16 protein-coding genes, 1 tRNA gene and 4 pseudogenes are annotated in these 20,705 nt (G+C 62.0%); 15 read left to right on the top strand and 6 right to left on the bottom strand.

The genetic code is table 11. From position 1 onward, the window contains the following. Positions 1–7 precede the first annotated feature (7 nt). Positions 8–2,020: a right-handed parallel beta-helix repeat-containing protein gene (locus BQ7477_RS03355; RefSeq protein ID WP_073982809.1), complete on the top strand. Its 2,013-nt coding sequence runs from the start codon at positions 8–10 to the stop codon at positions 2,018–2,020. A gap of 434 nt (positions 2,021–2,454) precedes the next feature. Beyond that, the gene (locus BQ7477_RS03350; protein ID WP_073982808.1) at positions 2,455–2,730 is read left to right on the top strand and encodes a DUF1540 domain-containing protein; all 276 of its coding nucleotides are present in this window, start codon (positions 2,455–2,457) and stop codon (positions 2,728–2,730) included. Positions 2,731–2,802: 72 nt separating this feature from the next. Here the strand turns inward: BQ7477_RS03350 and BQ7477_RS03345 are convergent, their stop codons facing one another. Next, complete coding sequence (locus BQ7477_RS03345; RefSeq protein ID WP_073982807.1) at positions 2,803–3,435, bottom strand: TetR/AcrR family transcriptional regulator; 633 nt, start codon at positions 3,433–3,435, stop codon at positions 2,803–2,805. 111 nt (positions 3,436–3,546) lie between these two features. Between BQ7477_RS03345 and BQ7477_RS03340 the strand changes: the two genes are divergently transcribed. From BQ7477_RS03340 to BQ7477_RS03315, 5 genes are all read left to right on the top strand, one after another. Beyond that, positions 3,547–3,617: transfer RNA gene (locus BQ7477_RS03340), tRNA-Gln, on the top strand. A 42-nt stretch (positions 3,618–3,659) separates the two neighbouring features. After that, the gene (locus BQ7477_RS03335; protein ID WP_073982806.1) at positions 3,660–4,709 is read left to right on the top strand and encodes a bifunctional UDP-N-acetylglucosamine diphosphorylase/glucosamine-1-phosphate N-acetyltransferase GlmU; all 1,050 of its coding nucleotides are present in this window, start codon (positions 3,660–3,662) and stop codon (positions 4,707–4,709) included. A 24-nt stretch (positions 4,710–4,733) separates the two neighbouring features. After that, positions 4,734–5,705 carry a ribose-phosphate diphosphokinase gene (locus BQ7477_RS03330; RefSeq protein ID WP_073982805.1) on the top strand — a complete coding sequence of 324 codons (972 nt, stop codon included), beginning with the start codon at positions 4,734–4,736 and terminating at the stop codon, positions 5,703–5,705. Positions 5,706–5,872: 167 nt separating this feature from the next. Further along, positions 5,873–7,558: a 50S ribosomal protein L25/general stress protein Ctc gene (locus BQ7477_RS03320; protein WP_084795627.1), complete on the top strand. Its 1,686-nt coding sequence runs from the start codon at positions 5,873–5,875 to the stop codon at positions 7,556–7,558. A gap of 157 nt (positions 7,559–7,715) precedes the next feature. After that, the gene (locus BQ7477_RS03315; protein ID WP_073982804.1) at positions 7,716–8,900 is read left to right on the top strand and encodes a BMP family ABC transporter substrate-binding protein; all 1,185 of its coding nucleotides are present in this window, start codon (positions 7,716–7,718) and stop codon (positions 8,898–8,900) included. Positions 8,901–9,002: 102 nt separating this feature from the next. Here the strand turns inward: BQ7477_RS03315 and BQ7477_RS03310 are convergent, their stop codons facing one another. Both BQ7477_RS03310 and BQ7477_RS03305 read right to left on the bottom strand, forming a co-directional pair. Further along, positions 9,003–9,863 carry an NgoMIV family type II restriction endonuclease gene (locus BQ7477_RS03310; protein WP_073982803.1) on the bottom strand — a complete coding sequence of 287 codons (861 nt, stop codon included), beginning with the start codon at positions 9,861–9,863 and terminating at the stop codon, positions 9,003–9,005. Then, entirely contained in the window at positions 9,860–10,828 is a 969-nt protein-coding gene (locus BQ7477_RS03305) for a DNA cytosine methyltransferase (RefSeq protein WP_073982802.1), read from the bottom strand. The genes BQ7477_RS03310 and BQ7477_RS03305 overlap by 4 nt, the downstream gene beginning before the upstream one ends. A 284-nt stretch (positions 10,829–11,112) precedes the next feature. On the opposite strand from BQ7477_RS03305, the pseudogene BQ7477_RS03300 reads away from it, so the two are divergent. The 5 genes and pseudogenes from BQ7477_RS03300 to BQ7477_RS03280 all read left to right on the top strand — a co-directional run. Continuing rightward, a pseudogene (locus BQ7477_RS03300) lies at positions 11,113–11,505 on the top strand (M20/M25/M40 family metallo-hydrolase); the annotation flags it as partial. A gap of 69 nt (positions 11,506–11,574) precedes the next feature. After that, positions 11,575–12,300, top strand: a complete 726-nt coding sequence (locus BQ7477_RS03295) for an LOG family protein (RefSeq protein WP_073982801.1) — start codon at positions 11,575–11,577, stop codon at positions 12,298–12,300. A 212-nt stretch (positions 12,301–12,512) separates the two neighbouring features. After that, positions 12,513–12,824: a transposase gene (locus BQ7477_RS03290; RefSeq protein ID WP_073982800.1), complete on the top strand. Its 312-nt coding sequence runs from the start codon at positions 12,513–12,515 to the stop codon at positions 12,822–12,824. Further along, entirely contained in the window at positions 12,722–13,690 is a 969-nt protein-coding gene (locus BQ7477_RS03285) for an IS3 family transposase (RefSeq protein ID WP_129582488.1), read from the top strand. The genes BQ7477_RS03290 and BQ7477_RS03285 overlap by 103 nt, the downstream gene beginning before the upstream one ends. Positions 13,691–13,774: 84 nt before the next feature. Further along, positions 13,775–13,939, top strand: a complete 165-nt coding sequence (locus BQ7477_RS03280; RefSeq protein WP_073982798.1) for a DUF3117 domain-containing protein — start codon at positions 13,775–13,777, stop codon at positions 13,937–13,939. Positions 13,940–14,056: 117 nt separating this feature from the next. On the opposite strand, the gene BQ7477_RS03275 is transcribed toward BQ7477_RS03280, so the two are convergent. Beyond that, on the bottom strand, positions 14,057–14,254 hold the full coding sequence (locus BQ7477_RS03275) for an integrase core domain-containing protein (RefSeq protein ID WP_073982797.1): 198 nt from the start codon (positions 14,252–14,254) through the stop codon (positions 14,057–14,059). Between the two features lie 5 nt (positions 14,255–14,259). On the opposite strand from BQ7477_RS03275, the pseudogene BQ7477_RS03270 reads away from it, so the two are divergent. Then, positions 14,260–15,489, top strand: a pseudogene (locus tag BQ7477_RS03270) (ISL3 family transposase); the annotation flags it as partial. A gap of 1,528 nt (positions 15,490–17,017) precedes the next feature. On the opposite strand, the pseudogene BQ7477_RS11340 reads toward BQ7477_RS03270, so the two are convergent. Continuing rightward, positions 17,018–17,182, bottom strand: a pseudogene (locus BQ7477_RS11340) (methyltransferase); the annotation flags it as partial. A 209-nt stretch (positions 17,183–17,391) separates the two neighbouring features. Between BQ7477_RS11340 and BQ7477_RS03265 the strand changes: the two are divergent. Together BQ7477_RS03265 and BQ7477_RS11335 are read left to right on the top strand one after the other, a co-directional pair. Continuing rightward, positions 17,392–18,957, top strand: a complete 1,566-nt coding sequence (locus tag BQ7477_RS03265; RefSeq protein ID WP_234968662.1) for an Eco57I restriction-modification methylase domain-containing protein — start codon at positions 17,392–17,394, stop codon at positions 18,955–18,957. After that, positions 18,911–19,312: a hypothetical protein gene (locus tag BQ7477_RS11335; RefSeq protein ID WP_200783458.1), complete on the top strand. Its 402-nt coding sequence runs from the start codon at positions 18,911–18,913 to the stop codon at positions 19,310–19,312. The genes BQ7477_RS03265 and BQ7477_RS11335 overlap by 47 nt, the downstream gene beginning before the upstream one ends. Here the strand turns inward: BQ7477_RS11335 and BQ7477_RS03260 are convergent. Further along, a pseudogene (locus tag BQ7477_RS03260) lies at positions 19,303–20,614 on the bottom strand (ISL3 family transposase). The gene BQ7477_RS11335 and the pseudogene BQ7477_RS03260 overlap by 10 nt on opposite strands. Positions 20,615–20,705 lie beyond the last annotated feature (91 nt).

Genomic DNA, 20,705 nt, shown 5'->3' with positions numbered 1-20,705 from the left:
AAAACAGATGAAACGCGGACCATTCATTGCCGGCGTGAGCGCCCTCGGCGTCATCGCGCTGGTTCCCGCCCTGATTCCCTCCGCGGTGGCGGCCGACGACCACTACGGCGCGAATCTTCCCTACACCCGCTACGAGGCGGAGGAAGCAAGCCGATCGGAGGGGACCAGCCTCGAACGATCGGACGACCTCGAGTCGACCGCGATTGAGGCCTCGGGCCAGTCCTACGTGGCCCTGACGAGCAAGGAGTCCTCCGTCGACTTCACTGCCTCGGTTCCGGGTAATGCACTGGACCTGCGCTTCACGCTGCCCGACCACGCGAGCGGGCGGGTCGATGTTCGCGTCAACGGTGAGAGCGCTGCGTCCCTCAACCTGTCCTCTGAGACCGCCTGGCAGTATGTCGGCGGTGATCACGTGTACGACGAACCCGGTCAGGCACCCTCCACCACGAGCGCGCGTTTCCGCTTCGACGAGGCGCACACCCTGCTGAATCGCCAGGTCCACAAAGGTGACCATATCCAGATCGTCAAGGTCGGTGACGACCAGAACGCCTACGGCATCGACTTCATTGAGCTTGAGGAAGCGCTGCCTGAGATTTCGCGTCCAGCTGGAGCGGTTAGCATCGCCGACTACCGGGGTGCCAAGCCCGGCGACGGCGTGGATGATTCCGATGCTCTCACATGGGCGATGAATGAGGCCGCGAACTCCGCCTCGAAGACGGTCTACATCCCTGCGGGCAGCTGGGAGCTGGGACGAAAGATCGGCGTCGATCATTCCGACCTGACGATCCGGGGTGCGGGCATGTGGTACACGAACCTGCGTTTCACCTCCGATCAGGCCGGTGGTGGAGGCTTCGTCTTCGACCGCGGCGTGGGCGGCGTGACCGTGACTGACTTCTACATGTCCTCTGCTTTGACTTCACGTTACGGTGAGAAGGCACAGTACAAGGGCTTTGCTGGCTCGGCTGGGGCGAACACTCGCGTCGCCAACGTGTGGGTGGAGCACTTTGAGTGCGGCTTCTGGATGGGCGACTACGTGGACGCTAGCCAGATGACCTACACGGACGGCATGGTCATCGAGAACGCTCGTATTCGCAACAACTTCGCGGATGGCGTCAACTTTGCGCAGGGCACCGCGAACTCGACGGTGCGTAACTCCTCGGTGCGCGGTAACGGTGACGACGGCCTCGCCTCGTGGTCGAGTATCGACGCGTCGACGAACAGTCAGGCACGCGTCGCTGAGGCCAATTCTTTCGTCGATAACACGATTGAGCTGGGGTGGCGGGCCTCGGGTATTGGCATCTTCGGCGGCAAGTCCCACCTCATCCGCGATAACCTGCTGATCAATAATTTCTCCGGAGCTGGTATCCGTCTGAACACGGTGTTCGATGGCCATAACTTTGACCTGAACACGGATGGCGGCATCACGATTGCGCACAACAAGCTGGTGCGTTCGGGTACGACGAACGATTTTTATGGCAATACGCGCGGCGCGATCGACTTCCAGGAGGTCAAGGGCGACATCCGCAATGTCTCGGTGAGCGACAATGTCATCGTGCGCCCCTACGCCGAGGAGATTCGCGCCGACTTCGGCCTCGGCGAGAGTGCTCTGTCGTCTCGCGGCATCACGTTGCGCGATAACAAGCGTGATGACGAGGCCGGCTACACAGCCAAGAGCCAAGTCGTGAACTATGCGCAGGTCGATGGCTTGGTTGTTCGCGGTATCCCGGAGACGGATGACTTCAGTCTCTACTGGTTCCAGGGTGAGGAAAGCGGGCCGGACGGTACGACCCACCGCTACTGGGTTTCGAAGGCTGATGGCGTTGAGCTGACCAGCGACATGGAGTACACGCAGGAAGGCGGCGTGCGGGTCTATAACGTGACGACCGGCGATGCGCCTTCGTATCTGCCCGTCTCCTCAACTGATTTCTCGGGGTCCTATAGGTATGTTGGTGACCTGGCGCGCTCGCAGCCGGCCGATGATGGGACGACGATCGTGATCCGCTTCTGGTCCGCGAAGTGATCTGACTGCGGGTTTGTTGTCGCAATCGCTCGCGCTGCCTCGGTAGTGCGGGCGAATTATGTCACGTGACGTGGACGAGGCCGGGGCGCAGTGGGCGATGGTGGATCCTTTGGAGGGGGTGTGTTTGTGGGGCGCGCTGTGGTTGATGTGGGGTCCTGATTGGCTTCCGACATAGGTATGGCAAAGGTGAGCAGCACAGGCTCACCTACCCCAATTACGCAAAAGGAATCGCTTTTTTATTTGCGTAATTAGTGATGATGAAAGCGCGAAAATATATCGACCTGTGGGCAATGAATGCCTTGGAATTGCAACGAAAAACAGCTTCGTTTGCACATGTTGCGAAAAGGCGTATCACTGGAGTCAACAGCGCGACCACCCGGTCGCGACCGACCCAGTGAACGGCCCCACGGGGCCACGTTGTAAAGGACACTACCATGGCAGATATGCCCCGCATCCTCGACTGCTCCGTCACTGACTGCTCCTACAACAAGGAGAAGAACTGCGGAGCCGCCGCAATCACCGTCGGCTACTCGACCTCCTGCACGACCTTCATCCCGCTGACCGTCAAGGGTGGCCTCGCCAAGGCCAATTCTTTCGTCGGCGCCTGCCAGAAGGCTGACTGCGTCCACAACTCCGACCTTGAATGCACCGCCGCCTCTATCTCCGTTGGCGCGGGCACCGCGGACTGCCTCTCCTTCCAGGAGCGCTGAACGCACCACAAGCGTACGAGGCCGTGGCGGGTACCCCTGCCGCGGCCTCGTCGTGTGCCTCGCAGTGACTATCTATCGTCCGTCGCTCGAGCGCACCCGCAGGGTGGGGTGGGGGCTCAGGCCGCGTTGACCGTTCCAGATGAGGTTGACGACGTGTGCGGCGACCTCGTCCTTCTTCATGCGGCGCTCATCCAGCCACCACTGGCCGACCTGGGCGATGAGGCCGACCAGCATCTGCGCGTACAGGGGCGACCAGGTGGTGTCGAAGTTGGAACGTTTGAACTGCTCGGCGATGATGTGTTCGACGCGAGTGGCGACGTCGCCCATGATCGACGAAAACGATCCGGCCGTGCGATCCGAGGGGGCGTCGCGCACCAGGACCCGGAAGCCGTCCGTGTTGCGCTCAATGTAATCCAGCAGACCCAGGGTCGCGTTCTCCAAAATGAGACGCGGACGCTCCGAGGATTCCAGCGATGACTGTAGTGAGGTGATGAGCGCCTGCACCTCGCGGTCGACGATCACCGCGTACAGTCCTTCCTTGCCGCCGAAATGCTCGTAGATCACGGGCTTGGAGACCTTTGCGCGAGTTGCGATCTCCTCGACACTGGTTGCTCCGAATCCCTTTTCTGCGAACAGGGAACGGCCCACGCTCACCAGCTGTTCGCGGCGCGCAAAGCCGCTCATGCGTGTCCTCTTCTCAGCCATGCCCTCCAGTATCACACGGGACGAGGCCCCGGCGGGGCGGGCGATCAGAGCTGGGTGTGTGGCGCGTTTGAAAGGGCATGCGGACTCCGGGTATTATCACCGTGGACGCATTCCGCCTTGGTGTAACGGCAGCACAGAGGTTTTTGGTGCCTTTAGTCTAGGTTCGAATCCTAGGGGCGGAGCGATCGGACCCGTTGGGGTCCGTTAACCCCCTGAGGAGGAACATGTCTCGCCCCGCCGCCGTCATCGTCCTGGCCGCCGGTCAGGGAACGCGCATGAAATCAGCCCTCCCGAAGGTTGTGCATCCCCTTGCTGGCTTGTCCATGATCGGTCACGCGCTGCGGGCAGCCAGCGGCCTCGATCCCGATCATGTGGTCGCCGTTGTGCGTCACCAGCGTGAGGTCGTCGCCGCAGAAATTGCGCGTGTGAATCCGGGGGCCATCATCGCCGACCAGGATGAGATCCCCGGCACTGGACGCGCTGTTCAGTGTGGTCTTGCTGCGCTTGACGCTGCGGTTGCCCCGACCTGCGGAACCATCGTCGTCACCTACGGTGATGTTCCCCTCCTGTCCACCGACACTCTCGCCGAGCTGGTCGCCACTCACGAGAGCGCGGGTCATGCGGTGACAGTCCTGACTTCGCGCGTCGATGACCCGACCGGATACGGGCGCATTATCCGCGATGACTCCGGCACGGTCACTGCCATCGTTGAGCAACGTGACGCGACGCCCGAGCAGGCCGCCATCAACGAGATCAACGCCGGTATCTATGCTTTCGACGCGGACTTCCTACGCGCATCCCTGGCTTCCCTGGGGACAGACAACGATCAGGGGGAGGTGTATCTGACTGACGTTCTGGCGGCAGCGGCCCCCGCCGGACGCACCGCCGGAGCGCTCGAGCTTACCGACCATTGGCAGAGCGCTGGCGCGAATGACCGTGTCCAGCTCGCAGAGCTGGGTGCCGAACTCAACAAACGCATTTGCGCTGCGCTCATGCGCTCCGGCGTGACCATCGTCGATCCGGCCTCCACCTGGATCGATGTTGATGTGCAGGTCGGCGCGGACACCACGATCTACCCTGGCAGCTGCCTGCGGGGTACTACCACTGTTGGAGCCGACTGTGAAATCGGTCCTAACGCCACGCTGATCGATGCGGAAATCGGGGATCGCGCCGTGGTTCCTTCCGCGTGGGTCGGTCAGGGCTGCGTTGCAGCCGATACGATGGTTACGCCCTATAGCACCATCGGCACACTGATCGCGGCGCGTCGCGCCTGATCCAACACAAGGAGAGACAACCGCATGAGCGGACTGGTGACCACCGGAGAGAAAAACCTCGTCCTCGTTTCTGGACGAGCTCACATGGACCTGGCTCACGCCGTGGGCGAGGAAATCGGATGTGGGGTTTCGCCGGTGACGGCCTACGACTTCGCCTCCGGCGAGATTTACGTGCGCTTCAACGAGTCCGTTCGCGGCGCCGACGTGTTCGTCCTGCAGTCCATTGCGGGCGACATCAATAAGTGGCTCATGGAGCAGCTCATCATGATTGACGCTGCGAAGCGTGCTTCCGCGAAGCGCATCACCGTGGTTGCTCCTTTCTACCCATACTCGCGCCAGGACAAGAAGCATCAGGGCCGCGAACCCATCTCTGCCCGCCTCGTGGCCGACCTGTATCGTGCCGCTGGTGCTGACCGCATCATGAGTGTGGACCTGCACGCCTCGCAGGAGCAGGGTTTCTTCGATGGTCCCGTTGATCACCTCTTCGCGATGCCGGTTCTCGTGGACTACGTGCGTGGCCGCGTCGACCTGTCGAACACGGCTGTTGTTTCTCCTGACGCGGGCCGTATCAGGGTCGCCGAAAAGTGGTCGAAGAAGCTGGGTGGCGCGCCCCTCGCCTTCGTTCATAAGACCCGTGACACGACCCGCCCGAACGTCGCAGTCGCAAACCGTGTCGTCGGTGACGTCGCTGGCAAGGAATGTGTCCTGGTCGATGACATGATCGACACGGCCGGCACGATCACCGAAGCGATCAATGTACTCAACAACGCCGGTGCTAAGAAAGTCATTGTCGTGGCCACCCACGGCATCCTCTCCGACCCCGCCACTAAGCGTCTCTCCGAGTCCGGTGCTGCCGAGGTCGTCGTCACCGACACCTTGCCGATCCCTGCCGAGAAACGCTTCGAGCAGCTCACCGTTTTGTCGATCGCGCCGCTTCTGGCTCGCGCGATCCACGAGGTTTTTGAAGACGGTTCTGTCACATCCTTGTTTAACTGACCGTCTTCCGCTTCACATCCGCCCTCGCCGTAAGGTACCCTGTTGGGGTTGCTCCGGCGAGGGCGGATCCGTATCCGCCGTTATCGACAGGGCCTGAATTGAGATGCCTCGCGTTTCCTTCACTCTGCCGACACCGACGCCGGACCTGAGAAACGAAGGATAGACACATGAGCGACAATCCCGTCCTGCTTGCTGAAGAGCGTACCGAGTTCGGCAAGGGTTCTGCGCGCCGCGCCCGCCGCGCCGGCAAGGTGCCCACGGTCCTCTACGGCCACGGCGCCGAGCCCCGTCACCTGGATGTGCCCGGTCACGACCTGTTCCTCATCGTGCGCGGCAATAAGAACGCGCTCGTTGAGCTGAAGATCGAGGGTAAGACTCAGCTGGCCCTCGTCAAGGATGTTCAGGTTCACCCGGTGCGCCGCGACATCCTGCACGCCGACTTCCTGGCTGTCAAGGCCGGCGAGAAGGTCGACGTTGAGGTTCCCGTCGTCGTCGTCGGCGAACCCGTCCCGGGCACCGTGCACGCGGTCGAGGAGTTCACCATCCTCGTCAAGGCTCCCGCCACCGCAATCCCCGAGCACCTCGAGGTGTCCATCGAGGGTGTCGAGGCCGGTACCGCGCTGCACGTCACCGACCTTCAACTGCCCGCCGGCGTTGAGGTTGAACTCGATCCTGAGACGGTCGTCGTGTCCGTCCAGGAAGCCGCTGAAGAGGCTGAGGAAGACGCCGAGNATACGGGGTGCATGAGTGCCCTTCACGTAACCACCCCCGCCGGCGGCGCCGGCACTCGCCTGTGGCCACTGTCGCGCCGCCGCCGCCCCAAGTTTCTCCTTGACCTGGCTGGCTCGGGCCGCAGCCTCCTGCAAGGAACGGTGGACCGCCTGGAGCAGTCGGCCTCGACCGTGACGATCGTGACCGGTGCTGCTCATCGCGAGGGTGTCCTCGCCCAGTTGCCCGAGTTCGCTTCCTCCGATGAGCGCACGCTCCTCATCGAACCCTCCGGGCGTGACTCCATGGCCGCGATTGGCCTGGCGGCCTACGTTGTGCGCGAGCGCTTCGGAGATGACGCGATCGTCGGTTCCTTTGCAGCCGATCACCTGATCGCTTGCCCTGAACTGCTGCGCGACGCTATCGCGACTGCGATCGACGCTGCCAGGCACGGCTACGTCGTGACGATCGGGCTTGCCCCCACCGAGGCCTCGACCGCCTACGGGTACATCGCGCCCGGGCCCGTTCTGGATGGTGACCAACCCGGGTCCTCCTCAATTCCCGCTCGCGCCCGCCGGGTCGCCGAGTTCGTTGAGAAGCCAGACGCCCAGACGGCGGCGCGCTACGTGTCGCAGGGTTACCTGTGGAACGCCGGAATGTTCATCATGTCCGCGGGGGTCCTGGCCTCGCACCTGGCCCGCCTGCTGCCGGATATGCACGAGCGCTTGGAGACGATCGCGCACGCGTGGGGCACCGATTCCTTCGAGCGAACCCTCGAGGAAAACTGGCCGCACCTGACCAAGATCGCCATCGACCACGCCATCGCCGAGCCCGTCGCCGCCGACGGGGGAGTGGCCGTCGTCCCCGCGCACCCGCAGATCGGGTGGACGGACCTGGGTGACTTCGAGGCGCTCACGGGCATTGCGGCTTCCACGGGTGGCCTTGGTGAGGCGATCCGCGTGGAATCCGACGGCTCTGCCGTCTACGGCGCTGAGAACGGTCCCCTTGTCGCCCTCGTCGGCGTGCCCGACGTCGCTGTCGCCCTGACCGCCGACGCCATCCTCGTCACGCGACTCGACCGCGCCCAATCCGTCAAGGCCGTCGTCGACACGCTGGCCAAGCGCGGACGCTCCGACCTGCTGTGACACGCAGTTAACGGCGGTGCAGGATCCACGGAAGGGAGAGGCCGCACCGCCGACTTCTTGCCGTTCGCGGGTGAGCTGCGCCGCCCCGCCCGACCTGACCAGGTGTCAGGCTGGTACCGTGAAGGGCAGAACGACGCCCCGACGAAAGGCATCAGACGTGAATAAGCGGACCATTGTCGCCCTCGCAGCCACGGCCACCGCGACCGCCATGGTCGTGAGCGCATGCTCGGATACGCCCTCCGCCACCCCTGCCACGAGCGCCAAGGTCTGCGCCGCCACTTCAGCTGCACACGCGGACACCGATCCCGTCGCGAAAGCCCTAGCGGGTGCCGCCGACAACGCCTCTATCGCCTACGAGTCAGCATCCGGAGACGGGGCCCCGGCCTCGCTCGTAGCGTCTGGATGCACGTTGATTGTCGGCACTGACTCGACCATGGCCTCGGCCATCTCCGAGGCGGCGCGTGCCAACTCCTCGGTGCGCTTCGCGCTCGTCGGCGCCTCCTTCACGGACGCCAAGGGGGCGCCCACGTCTCTGAACAACGGCTCCATCGTCGACGTTGACGCCTCCCAGGCCGCCTACTTGGCTGGGTACGCGTCGGCGGGCATGACGACGACGGGTCTGCTCGCCGTCATCGGTGGCTCTTCCGACAACGTGACGAATTCCCAAATGGATGCCTTCGCGCAGGGGGTCGACGCTTACAATCTCGCCAGTGGCACGTCGATCAGCGTGCTCGGCTGGAGTAATGGTGCCGGTTCAGGTACCTATGCGGAGAACGCCGACCAGGTGCAGGCCGCAGCAGCTGACTTTATCGCGAAGGGCGCGGACATCATCGTTCCGCTCGCCGGTGAAAACAATGTCGGTGCCGCTCGTGCCGTCACCGAGGCCGCCAACCCGATGGTTCGCCTCGTGTGGTCCGGCCTGACGAAAGCCGACCTGAAGGGCCTGACACGCGACGAAGCCGAGTCCACCGAGGACGTGATGTCCGGGCAGTCTGGCGAGCAGTCAGGTGTGCCGGTCGTGCAGCAGGCTGAAACGCAGTCTTTCTCGGATGCGTTCAGCTACGTTCAGATCGCTGATGACGTGCGCGCCGCGATTGGTGCGCCGGTCCTGACCGGTATTGTCGTCGACTATTCGCAGGCCATGGACACGCTCATCACGCAGGCCACTCAGGGGGCGGCGGCTTCGACCGTGCCGGTTTCGCTCGCGTCCGGCGGGGTCATCCTCACCGGCTTCGGCGCATACACGCCGATGCTCTCCTCCGAACTGAAGCTCGGCCTGTCCGACATGGCTGGGCAGATCGAGACCGGCGGCATGGTCATCTCTACGCCCTTCGACGTGTGACCGTTGTCGGCAACGTCTGTCGTGCCCCGGGGCGCCGTTCGTGAACGTGAACCGTGTCCCGGGGCACGGTCGTTACCGGTGCTCTCTTAGCGGCGGTGTCGCCTAGATAGCCAAGTCGAGCGGTAGATCGGCGATGTCGCGCAGTCGCTGGCCGTTGATGAGATTGTCGAGTGTCTTCATTGCCTCAGCGTTGCGTGAAGCGCGGGTGGCTTCGACCAATTCGGACAGTGCGAAGTGGTACATGGTGTCAATGTCACCTGTTCCGAGGGCGAGGGATGCGAGTCGGGAAGGCATAGGCTCGCCGGTCACGACCACGATGTGCGGGGTGCGGCCCTTTCGATTCCTAATGAGATTGAGTGCCTCGGATCGCGCATTTTGAGCACGATCTGATCGCAGCGTCCATTTGCATGAGATGACGGCGTGAACGATGGGGGCTTGCGAGTGTCGAGACACCAACGGAGAATAAGAAGCAGCCCCATCAATAATGATTCCCGACTCCGTCAGCACCTGCGGGGGCACTGGTTTTCGCAGCACTAGGACATCGGGAGAGATGTCGTAGGAGTTTCCCAGGACGGTTGCCAAAGCTGGGTTCTGCTCGATCGCTTCTGTCAGTTCTCGGAGGTGACGATAGGGCTCGAACTGTGCCAAGAATTGTCCTTGCCGCGAACTACCGACGTTGAGGATCTCCCAGTGACCGGGACGCAGCATCGATAGCGCCGGGAAAGTTGCACTGACGAAGGCCGAGACAGCGGCTTCGAAGTTTCTCCCTGCACTCTGCCCGTCCAGTTTACGCACTCCCTCTGCCGCGCCGAGCTTCCGGGCGACGCGCAGAGCAACTTCGCAAGAGAGGCGCTGGGACTTGTCAGCGTTGCTGGCTACTCCATCCGAGTTAATTGACAGGGTATGCGAGTCTGTCAGCTGGCGATGGAAGATGTGTCGCTCTTCGAGCAGATTAATACTCATGCGACGGCCTCGCTCTCGCGGCTGTCCATCCGCAGCGTGGAAGCAATTTGTGCGCCGACCGCACGTGCGACCGGCGGGGGAAAAGCGTTGCCAACCTGGCGATATGCGTTTGTTTTTGCCCCCGTGATCACCCAATCGTCAGGGAAACCCTGGATGCGGGCGGCCATGCGGACTGTCAGACGCGGGTCGCCCTCGAAATCGGGGTCTGGAGGCGCAGGCGCGATTGTTGAACCGTTGACGCCTAGTTCCGCCCAAGCTCGCCTGGCCCGGGTGGGACCTAAGTCGGGTCCACCGTGCTTCTTAGAGCCGCCCACGAGCGTCGGCGCTATGCGGTCTGCGCGCCTCGCCCAATCCTTGGCACCTTGCCACCCGTGTGCCACCATGAGGTCCTCCAAAGCCTGTCCGACCGTGGGTGCGGCCTCGGACAGGGGCTGGGGGTATTCAAAGGGAGCCTCGATGTCGTCGCGGAAACCGACCGCAATCACACGTGGACGTAGTTGAGGAACGCCAAAGTCGGAGGCCTGGAGAAGCCGCCACTGGAGGGAATAACCGATCTCGCGCAAATGATCCTCTACCCCAGCGCGGTACTGCGCGAACTTCGGATCCAGCAAACCACGCACGTTTTCGATCATGATGGCGCGAGGTTGAACCACGCGCACGAGTTCAATCATGGCGGGAAAAAGATCACGCTCGTCGTCGGGACCCAGTTGCTTACCCGCGTAGGAAAAAGGCGGGCAGGGCACGCCGCCGGCCACCAAGTCAACGCCAGCGAACTCGTGAGCATGCTCCTTGATCCAGGGGACGACGTCGCCCTCGATAACGTTCCATTCCGGACGGTTCTTGCGCAGCGTGTTGCAGGCATGGTGATCGATTTCGACGACAGCACGGTGATCGAAGCCAGCCTGCTCCAGCCCAAGCGCCTGGCCGCCTGCGCCCGCGCAGATCTCGATCGATGTGAGGGCCATGTTCCACCTTCCGCCGCTCTCTCTACCGGACGATTGTAGGGGAGCGGTGGGCGCGGAGGGCCGATCAAAGCGCGAAACTGCGGCCAAGGGTGGGGTGTTCTCACTCATACGCGCAGACTACGGGCGGGCATGCACATCTGCGTCCCGGCGTGCGTCTGCGCGTGAGTATCGCGCCACGGACAACACGCGGATAGCTGTCCCGAGACCTCAACGGGCGGCCAACGCAGCCAGGGCCGCTCCCGCGCTGATCGCGTCCGCGTCCATCACGAAGGCGGGATCGANTCCCCGAGGCCGCGTCCATGACCGTTAACTATCGCTTCGCGCCCTCCAAGCGCGCCGACGACGCCCTGGAGTGGGTGCGCTCCCTCTTCGAGGGCACGGACGCGACCATCGAGGTGGACGATCTGTGTGAGGGCGCCAGGCCCGGCGCGGACTCGCCGGTCGCCGAGCGCTTCCTTGCTGTCGCTAGGCGCGTCGCCGCCGAGGCCGGAGCCGAGCTAGGCCTTGCAGCCAAGGTCGGGTGGACGGACGTCGCACGTTTTACGCAGGTGGGTGTGCCCGCCATGAATTTCGGTCCAGGAGACCCGCTCCTGGCCCACACGCGCGACGAACATGCGCCCGTGTCAGATATTGTCCGGGTGCATCGCACACTCCGCGCTTTCTTGCTCGCGCAGTAGCCTCCACACGCCCATGGACTGCCCCGTGGCCTGAGTCCGCCCCACCCACGTCGACCGAAAGGATAGACCATGAGTACACCCGACAATACCTATCGCCGTGGCTCGCTCGTGCTACGTGGAGACCAGATTCCACACCTGACAGCTGACGCATCGCTGCTCCAGACGGAGCAGAGCGCGGACTGGAAGCACACCGATCCTTGGCGTGTTCTGCGCATTCAATCCGAGTTCGTCGAAGGTTTCGAAGCCCTAGCCAAGGTCGGACCCGCCATTTCCGTCTTCGGATCGGCTCGTACTCGCCCCGACGAACCTCTCTATCGGGCTGCGCAGCGTATCGGCCAGCTGTTGGCCGAGCGTGGCTATGCGGTCATCACTGGTGGGGGGCCGGGCATGATGGAGGCCGCGAACCGTGGCGCGTGGGAGGCCGGCGGTACGTCCGTGGGCCTGGGCATCGAGCTGCCACGCGAACAGGGCATGAACCAGTGGATCAACCGCGGCGTCAACTTCCGCTATTTCTTCGCCCGCAAGACCATGTTCGTCAAGTATTCGCAGGGCTTCATCGTGATGCCGGGGGGCTTTGGCACAATGGACGAGCTCTTCGAATCTGCGACCCTGGTCCAGACGGGGAAGATTCGGTCATTCCCGCTGGTGCTCGTCGGTACGCAGTACTGGTCCGGCCTTGTGGAGTGGATTCGTTCGGCCATGGTGGAGGCTGGCATGATTTCCCCAGGTGACGTGGAGCTGCTGCATGTCGTGGATGACCCTGAGGAGGCGGTGAGCCTAGCAACGGGTGAGTAGTGTAACGCGCTCATTGTGAGGGGTTCTGATGCGCTGACAAGGTCGTGTTTACTGGGCACGTCCATGGGTTAGCTTGTTTTTATTCCTGAGAGTGCATCACCTGTCAAGGACAACGCGCAGTTATCCGGTAAGATTGATGGGTGGGGTTAGGCTTGTGTTGTTGACACTTCGTTAAGCGGGTGTGTGTGCCTGCGGAAAGTGAGGTGCCTGTTATGGGAACTCGTCGTCGTTTTACACCGGAGTATCGTCGTGATGTGGCGAGTCTGGTGTTGGATACAGGGTCTTCGATTGCGTCTGTGGCCCGGGATTTAGGGCTGGGTGAATCGGTGGTGGGCCGGTGGGTCAAACTCGAGCGCGAGCGGCGCCAAGCCGCCGCGCAGGGTCGTCCTGATCCACGCGAGCTGGAAGCCGAGAACACGGCATTGCGTCGGAGGGTGCGCGAGCTGGAGAAGGAGAACGAGTTCTTGGGAAAAGCCAGCGCCTTCTTCGCGTCTCGGCACCAAAACACCAGCGTTTTGAGCTGATGGACGCGCAGAAGGCTTCCTACTCGATCACCTTGATGGCCAAGGTTTTAGGGGTCACACGCGCGGGCTATTACGCGTGGAAGAGCCGAGCCACCCAGCGGGGTCGGCGCGCATCGGCGCGTCGGCGTTTGGATGAGGCGGTGGCCTGGGAACACGAGGTCTCGGGCGGCACGTATGGGGCTCCTCGCATCCGCCATGCTCTGGCGCGCTCGGGCGTGGATGTGGGTGTGCGGGCGGTCGCCGCGTCGATGCGCCGCCAAGGCCTGTCAGGCCTGAACACGCACCCACGCCCGTCCAGGCGCGGCGGGCGGGGCCCTGTGGCCCATGAGGATCACTGCGTGCGCCAGTGGGATCAAGGTGCCCTGGACCGGGTGTGGATCACGGACTTTACCTACCTGCGCTGCGCCCAAGGCTGGGTCTACCTGTGCGCCGTGCGTGATGCGCACTCGCGCCGAGTCCTGGGATACGCCATGGGCGAGCAGCAAAGCACCGACCTGGTCATCACCGCGCTCGACATGGCCGCTACCACCCGTGGCGGCTTCCCCACTGGGGTCGTGCTCCACGCTGATCGGGGAACACAGTTCACCTCCGAGAAACTGGCAGCCTACATGCGCGCCGTCCAAGGAAGAGTGTCGATGGGGCGGGCCGGAGTGTGCTGGGATAACGCCATGGCCGAATCCTTTTGGGCCACCCTCAAAACCGAGTACTACTACCGGCGTACCTTCACCACCCGCGACCAGGTCTACACCGGGGTCGCCACCTGGATCGAAGACTTCTACAACCGCCGCCGCATCCACACCAGCCTGGGCGGCAAATCCCCCATCGAATACGAACTACACCAAGCGGCCTGGACAACAGCCGCATAAACAAACCGTCAACAACTTGCGCACAACCCCAGGGGTGCCCCGCCGTGGGCGGCGTGGGCAGTAGTTTCGGAAGGAGTCCTCAACATGGCAGCGATGAAACCTCGCACGGGGGATGGCCCACTCGAAGTAACCGCGGAAGGTCGCGGCATCGTCGTGCGGATCCCCACTGAAGGGGGCGGTCGCCTCGTGATTGAGATGAGCACCCAGGAGGCGGGCGAACTCGCCGACGCGCTCACTCAGGCAATCTGATTGAACTCATTGCACAAGCGGAGGGACAGGTTCTTCCTGTCCCTCCGCTTGTGCGTCAGCGTGGGCCGCTGGTGTGCTTGTGATGCTGGGGTTGTGCGCAAGTTGTTGACGGTTTGTTTATGCGGCTGTTGTCCAGGCCGCTTGGTGTAGTTCGTATTCGATGGGGGATTTGCCGCCCAGGCTGGTGTGGATGCGGCGGCGGTTGTAGAAGTCTTCGATCCAGGTGGCGACCCCGGTGTAGACCTGGTCGCGGGTGGTGAAGGTACGCCGGTAGTAGTACTCGGTTTTGAGGGTGGCCCAAAAGGATTCGGCCATGGCGNCGCATGTGGCCAGACCGTGCAGTGTTGGCGTGCCGCATTGTTGGTGAGGATCGGTGGTGTCGACGCTGCGGGTGCCAGGGCGTGGCTCGTGACACGGTGGTCAGGCGCTTGGCGCACGAGCCTTACGGGTGGCGTCCCACGATTTTGCACGTGAGCGTGCGCCGCTACCGGTGTCAGGGGTGTTCTCACGTGTGGCGTCAGGATATGAGTCAAGCGGCCGATCCGCGCGCCAAGCTCTCACGGGCGGCGGTGCGCTGGGCGCTCACTGGGCTGGTCGTCCACCATCTGACGGTGGCGCGCGTCGCCCAGGCCCTCGGTGTGTCCTGGAATACCGCTAACACTGCTGTCCTGGCCGAAGGAGAGCGCTCACTGATCAACGACCCGACCCGGTTCGAAGGCGTGCGCGTCATTGGCGTGGATGAACACGTGTGGCGCCACACCCCATACGGCGACAAATTCGTCACCGTCATCTTGGACTTGACGCCCATCCGAGATCGCAGTGGCCCCTCCCGACTCTTGGACATGGTCCCGGGCCGCTCCAAGCAGGTCTTCAAAACCTGGCTGGCCTCCCAGCCCGATACGTGGCGCGAATGCATCGAGATCGTCGCGATGGATGGATTCACCGGGTTCAAGAGCGCTGCCGCCGAAGAACTCCCCGGCGCAAGGGCGGTCATGGATCCCTTCCACGTCGTACACCTCGCTGGCAACGCCTTGGATGAGTGCCGCAGACGCATTCAGCAAGAACTTCACCACCGGCGCGGGCGCGCCACGGACCCCCTGTACAAGGCCCGCAGGGTGCTGCACACCAGATCCTGCCTACTCACCCTTGGCCAGCAGTACCAGATACTCGACCTGTTTGCCAGCGATTGCCACGTCGCCCTTGAGGTCACCTGGAGCGCCTACCAGAACATCATTGATGCCTACCGCGCGCCCAACACGGACGTGGGTAAGGCCCTGATGGAAGCCGAAATCAACACGCTGACCTCCACGCGCGTACCGAGAGGTCTGACCGAGCTCATCACGCTGGGCAGGACACTCAAACGCCGAGCCGGGGACATCCTGGCCTACTTCGATCACCCCCACACAAGCAACGGTCCTACCGAAGCGATCAACGGGCGCCTCGAACACCTACGCGGCTCCGCCCTCGGATTCCGAAACCTCACCAACTACATCACCCGCTGCCTCCTCGAAACCGGAGGATTCAAACCCCAACTACACCCCGAATTATGAAGAGCCATTAAAGGACATAACGTGTTGGTTGTGTGGTAAGTTTTCGGCTTGCTGGTGCGGGATAATCGGTGTTGGAGGTGCTTGTTTCATCGCGTGCCTGTGCGTGGTCCCTTGATCTGTCTTGGTGGGGCTTGGGCAGGTCGTTTGCGGCGACGGTATCCACCGTGTCAGGCCGCTGGCGCGCCACTGGCGCGCTAGTGGCTGCGCTACCGGCGGTGCTACCGGCGGCGTCAGTGGCTGCGCTACCGGCGGTGCTATGAGTGGTAGTGCATGACTCCCGCCCGGCGAGCTATCCTACGAATGTCGCATGCAATTCCCCCAACACCGCGCCGCACCGCGCAACCATATCGTTGGGATTGCAACGTTTGCGGACACTGTTGAAAGTTCATTCAATCGAATTGCATGCGAAACTGCTCCGAGTGCGCTAGCTGCCTGCGTTCCTCGCCGCGCACGTGGGCCCGCTCATTCGCACGTGTGTTCGACACCTCGCACGCGGACCCTCTAATCCGCACGTGGACCCTCTAATCCGCACGTGGGCCCGATGGCACGCGCGTGGGCGGCGCCCTGGCGCATATCTAGGGGTTGGCGTGCGTGTCGCGGGGCTAACGCGCATGTTCAGCGGTTCATGTGCGAGCGATACACCAGGTCAGGCGCCGTTGCGTCCACAACGCAGACCACCTCGCCCACGACACCCCGTTGTCGGCGTTTGTCACCGAGGTGGTTTGCGACGTGGGCGCCGCCCCGAACCGCGCCCTCACCGACTGCAAGCGTGGGGAATTGCGCTACACGGGGACCCGTGCTTGACTTGCCTGCCGATGACATCGCCACCAAACGGGGGGAATTGCACCATTAGAGGAGCGACACGCCGGCGACACGCCGAAGGGAGGCTTCTAATGCTGCAAAACCCCCACCATTACCCCTGGTGTCATGCTCCCTCACTGGTGCAGGACTGCCCGGCGGGCGCCAATAAACGCCGGAAGGGCATCGCCGGCAATGACAAGGGGACGCCACGGGCGGCCAGCTCCGCAGTGAGGCTTGTTGCCGATGAGGCGAAACCCCCGATCAGGAAGATTCACCCCCAACCGATCAGGTGCAATCCTCCCAATCAGGTGGAACCCTCCCAATGGAGTCAACCCCCATCGGCGACGCGAGCATGCCAGCGCCACCGACACCTCCGGCAACAATGCCGGGGATCGAGCCGCGACCAACACGTTTTGTCCTATAACCCCAGTTTCGCACGCGATTTCCCCGAGACCTGTACATGGCAGAAATTCACATCGTTGGAATTGCAACAATTCTGGGCATGGTTGAACGTTCAGCTAATCGAATTGCATGCGAGATTGCTCAGACCGGACCCCATCGCCACGCGCGTGGACCCGATGAGGCGCGTCGGCGTGAGTGGCGGCCTGGCTTGGTCTGGTTTTGCGGACCGGGTGTTTTGAGGGTTGTTGGTTGTTATTAGTGGTGTTGTGCCCATTGGCGTGCGTATTGGTTGGGTGAGAGCCAGCTTAGCGCGCTGTCGTTGCTCTCAGTGCTTGACAGCGACAGCGAGGCCATCACCGACGGGTAGCAGCGTGGGCACGAATTCCTCGGAGTCGCGCAGGTAGTTGACGACCTCGCGGGCGACGACGGTCCGCGCATCGCGGCGAGCGGGATCGGCGACCTGATCGTGCCACATGGCATGCATGAAGGCGAATCCGGTGTGCGCGTGCTGTGATGAGCTGTGTCATACTTTGCGCGAATGACGTGCTCTCGGGTCTGCGTGGGGACGCTGATGTGCATGGCCCGTGCCAGAATTGGGGCAGCTAGCAGGAAAAGAAAGGGGACAAGATGCGCGGTTACGACGGCGGGCTGAGAACTCTCGTGTCTTCCTGTGTTGCCCTTGGAGTTGATTGTGCACGCGTGACGGATAGTGAGCGCGCGCAAGTTGTGGAGGCCGTCCCGTTTGAGGTAGAGACACAGCGACTGCGGCAAAAGATTCTCGCTGGTGACGATCCCCTGGGAGAGATGTTCTGTGCCCTTCGCTCATCGAGTGACAGGCGAACAGCAGGTCAGACGTTCACGCCGCTCGAAATCGTTCAGTCGATGATGAACTGGGCGCAAGGCAGGGCTACTCCCTCTCGTGTTGTGGATCCCGGAACTGGATCGGGGCGTTTCATTGTGGAGGCCATGAAACGTTTCCCTCATGCGAAAGGAATTGCAATTGACACCGATCCCATTGCTCTTCTGATGGCGCGAGCGAACGCTCACGTGTGGGGTGTTGATGATCGGATTGAGTTTAGACTTGCTGACTATCGAGACACCGTTATTGAAAAGATCGATGGCCTCACCCTCTATATCGGAAATCCGCCATACGTTCGTCACCATGAGATTCAGCCACGATGGAAGGAATGGTGTGCTGCGACAGCTCAAGAGCTGGGTGTTCCATCCTCAAAGCTTGCAGGTTTGCACTCGTACTTCTTCTTCGCGACTGCGAAGTATGCTCAGCCGGGCGACATTGGTGCATTCATTACCAGCTCCGAATGGCTGGATGTCAATTACGGGGTGTCGTTGCGACGGTTGTTGCTCAGTGCTCTGACGCTTGAAGAGATACATGTCTTTGATCCGACGTCGCTTCCATTCGCAAATACGCAGGTCACGGGTGTCATTACATGTTTCGCATGCGGTGACGCCTCCGACAGAGTTCTTATGAGTCGTGTGGACTCCTCGTCTGGCCTTGGGTGCCTTGGTCAGGGAATTGGCGTTAAGCGCGCTGTTCTTGAATCCAGTCCGCGTTGGTCGTCGATTGGCCGTTCCCGCAAGAAGCATCCGCAAGGATTCGTGGAATTAGGAGAGTATTTTCGTGTGCATCGGGGGACTGTGACGGGAGCAAATCGCGTGTGGGTTGTTCGCAAGGATGACGTCGATTTACCCGAATCAGTACTTTATCCGTCAGTGACGAAGGCGCGTGAACTCTTTGCATCCGGGAATCAGCTGACATCCTCCTCGCACCTGAAGTGCGTCATTGATATTCCGCTTAATTACGATTCTCTCGATGAGGATAGCGTCGATCGCATTGAGCGTTATATTGCTCATGCGCGTCGTGTTGGTGCGGATCAGGGCTATGTCGTTCGTCATCGCAAGGCATGGTGGAGTGTTGGCCTATCTGCCGACGCGCCTATCCTTGCCACGTACATGGCGCGTCGTCCCCCACGATTCGTTCGTAACATAGTGCGGGCGCGGCACATCAATGTCGTCCATGGGCTGTATCCCCGAGAGAATTATTCCGATCATGAGCTTGCCATGTTCCTTCACTTTTTGAATCGTAATGTTGAACTATCCGACGGGAGGACGTACGCCGGAGGTTTAACTAAGTTTGAGCCAAAGGAGATGGAGCGCATCATGGTTCCGAGTCTTGATCTCCTCAGGGAAGGAGCGTGTGATGGCGCGTCAGAGTATGCCACTAGTTTGGTCGCGTGCTCAGCTTGAAATAGACGTCGATCGTTCGATCAGTGAGTTCAAAGAGAGACGTATTACCGAGCCGCACGCCGGGTATATTTCCGATTTTGAACATTATTGCGTCTATGTGCGTAACTTGCTTGAAGATAGCGATAATTTGCTAAATCTTTCATCGGTGGTGCGTCACTATCTGTTAGATGAGGATAAGAGGTACGCGCTGCGTTATCTTGCGTCACCTTTCATCAGTGATGATGATCTCAAGGTTCTTGCCGACGTTAAGTTTTCGGTAGCTGCGTTCGATAGTGACCCGGATGCCGCTGAGCGCGTAGCTCACGTGATTCGTGCGAGCATTGACCCTTGGCGTTTTCCGGCTCTTCATAATTGAGGGTGTAGTTGGGGTCTGAATCCTCCGGTTTCGAGGAGGCAGCGGGTGATGTAGTGGGTGAGGTTTCGGAATCCGAGGGCAGAGCCGCGTAAGTGTTCGAGGCGGCCGTTGATGGCTTCGGTGGGGCCATTGCTGGTGTGGGAGTGGTCGAAGTAGGCCAGGATGTCCCCGGCTCGACGTTTGAGTGTCCTGCCCAGTGTGATGATCTCTGTGAGGGAGCGTGGCACGTCCGCGTCGCTGAGACGGTCTATTTCGGCTTGCATCAGGGCCTTACCTGCACTCGTGTCGGGCGCCCGGTAGGCGTCGATAATGTTCTGGTAGACGCTCCAGGTGACCTCGAGGGCGACGTGCTCGTCGCCGGAAAACAGGTCGAGTATCTGGTACTGCTGGCCTAGGGTGAGTAGGCAGGATCTGGTGTGGAGCATACGGCGGGCCTTGTACAGGGGATCTGTGGCGCGCCCGCGCCGGTGGTGAAGTTCTTGCTGGATGCGTCTGCGGCATTCATCGAGAGCATCTCCGGCCAGGTGCACGACGTGGAAGGGGTCCATGACCGCGGTTGCGTCTGGGAGTTCTTCGGCGGCGGCGCTTTTGAACCCGGTGAATCCATCCATCGCGACGATCTCAATACGCTCGCGCCACGTATCGGGCTGGGAGGCCAGCCAGGTTTTGAAGACCTTTTTGGAGCGGCCCGGGACCATGTCCAAGAGCCGGGAGGGGCCACGGCGATCTCGGATGGGCGTCAAGTCCAAGATGACGGTGACGAATTTGTCTCCGTAGGGGGTGTGGCGCCACACGTGTTCATCCACGCCAATGACGCGCACGCCTTCGAACCGGGTCGGGTCGTTGATCAGTGAGCGCTCTCCTTCGGCCAGGACAGCAGTGTTAGCGGCTCTTCCAGGACACACCGAGGGCCTGGGAGATGCGCGCCACCGTCAAATGGCGGACGACCAGCCCAGTGAGCGCCCAGCGCACCGCCGCCCGTGAGAGCTTGGCGCGCGGATCGGCCGCTTGACTCATATCCTGACGCCACACATGGGCGCACTCCGAGCACCGGTAGCGACGCACGCTCACATGCAAGATCGTGGGGCGCCACCCGTAAGGCTCGTGCGCCAAGCGCCTGATCACCGTGTCACGAGCCTCGCCCTGACATCCGCAGCGTCGACACCACCGGTCCTCACCAACAATGCGGCACGCCAACACTGCATGGTCTGGCCACATGCGCTGGCCCGTCACCTCCAACCCCAGGCCATCCAGGCGCGTGAACGCGCTCAGGTCGGGGCAATCAAAGGTAGTATTGGGCATGTCGAGGTCTTTCAGATGGACGGTGTCGGAACCCCCATCATCGGAAGACCTCGACCCCTACCCGGCCACGACACGCCCAACCCCGCCAACA

Origin of the sequence: Actinomyces bouchesdurhonensis (genome assembly GCF_900128465.1) — a bacterium.
Lineage (GTDB): Bacteria > Actinomycetota > Actinomycetes > Actinomycetales > Actinomycetaceae > Pauljensenia > Pauljensenia bouchesdurhonensis.
Note: the sequence above shows the minus strand (reverse complement) of the source record. Positions and strands in the feature narration are given on the sequence as shown.

Coding starts and splice junctions, on each gene's coding strand:
- BQ7477_RS03355 (WP_073982809.1), top strand. CDS start 8: ATGAAACGCGGACCATTCATTGCCGGCGTGAGCGCCCTCGGCGTCATC.
- BQ7477_RS03350 (WP_073982808.1), top strand. CDS start 2,455: ATGGCAGATATGCCCCGCATCCTCGACTGCTCCGTCACTGACTGCTCC.
- BQ7477_RS03345 (WP_073982807.1), bottom strand. CDS start 3,435: ATGGCTGAGAAGAGGACACGCATGAGCGGCTTTGCGCGCCGCGAACAG.
- BQ7477_RS03335 (WP_073982806.1), top strand. CDS start 3,660: ATGTCTCGCCCCGCCGCCGTCATCGTCCTGGCCGCCGGTCAGGGAACG.
- BQ7477_RS03330 (WP_073982805.1), top strand. CDS start 4,734: ATGAGCGGACTGGTGACCACCGGAGAGAAAAACCTCGTCCTCGTTTCT.
- BQ7477_RS03310 (WP_073982803.1), bottom strand. CDS start 9,863: ATGAGTATTAATCTGCTCGAAGAGCGACACATCTTCCATCGCCAGCTG.
- BQ7477_RS03305 (WP_073982802.1), bottom strand. CDS start 10,828: ATGGCCCTCACATCGATCGAGATCTGCGCGGGCGCAGGCGGCCAGGCG.
- BQ7477_RS03295 (WP_073982801.1), top strand. CDS start 11,575: ATGAGTACACCCGACAATACCTATCGCCGTGGCTCGCTCGTGCTACGT.
- BQ7477_RS03290 (WP_073982800.1), top strand. CDS start 12,513: ATGGGAACTCGTCGTCGTTTTACACCGGAGTATCGTCGTGATGTGGCG.
- BQ7477_RS03280 (WP_073982798.1), top strand. CDS start 13,775: ATGGCAGCGATGAAACCTCGCACGGGGGATGGCCCACTCGAAGTAACC.
- BQ7477_RS03275 (WP_073982797.1), bottom strand. CDS start 14,254: ATGGCCGAATCCTTTTGGGCCACCCTCAAAACCGAGTACTACTACCGG.
- BQ7477_RS11335 (WP_200783458.1), top strand. CDS start 18,911: ATGGCGCGTCAGAGTATGCCACTAGTTTGGTCGCGTGCTCAGCTTGAA.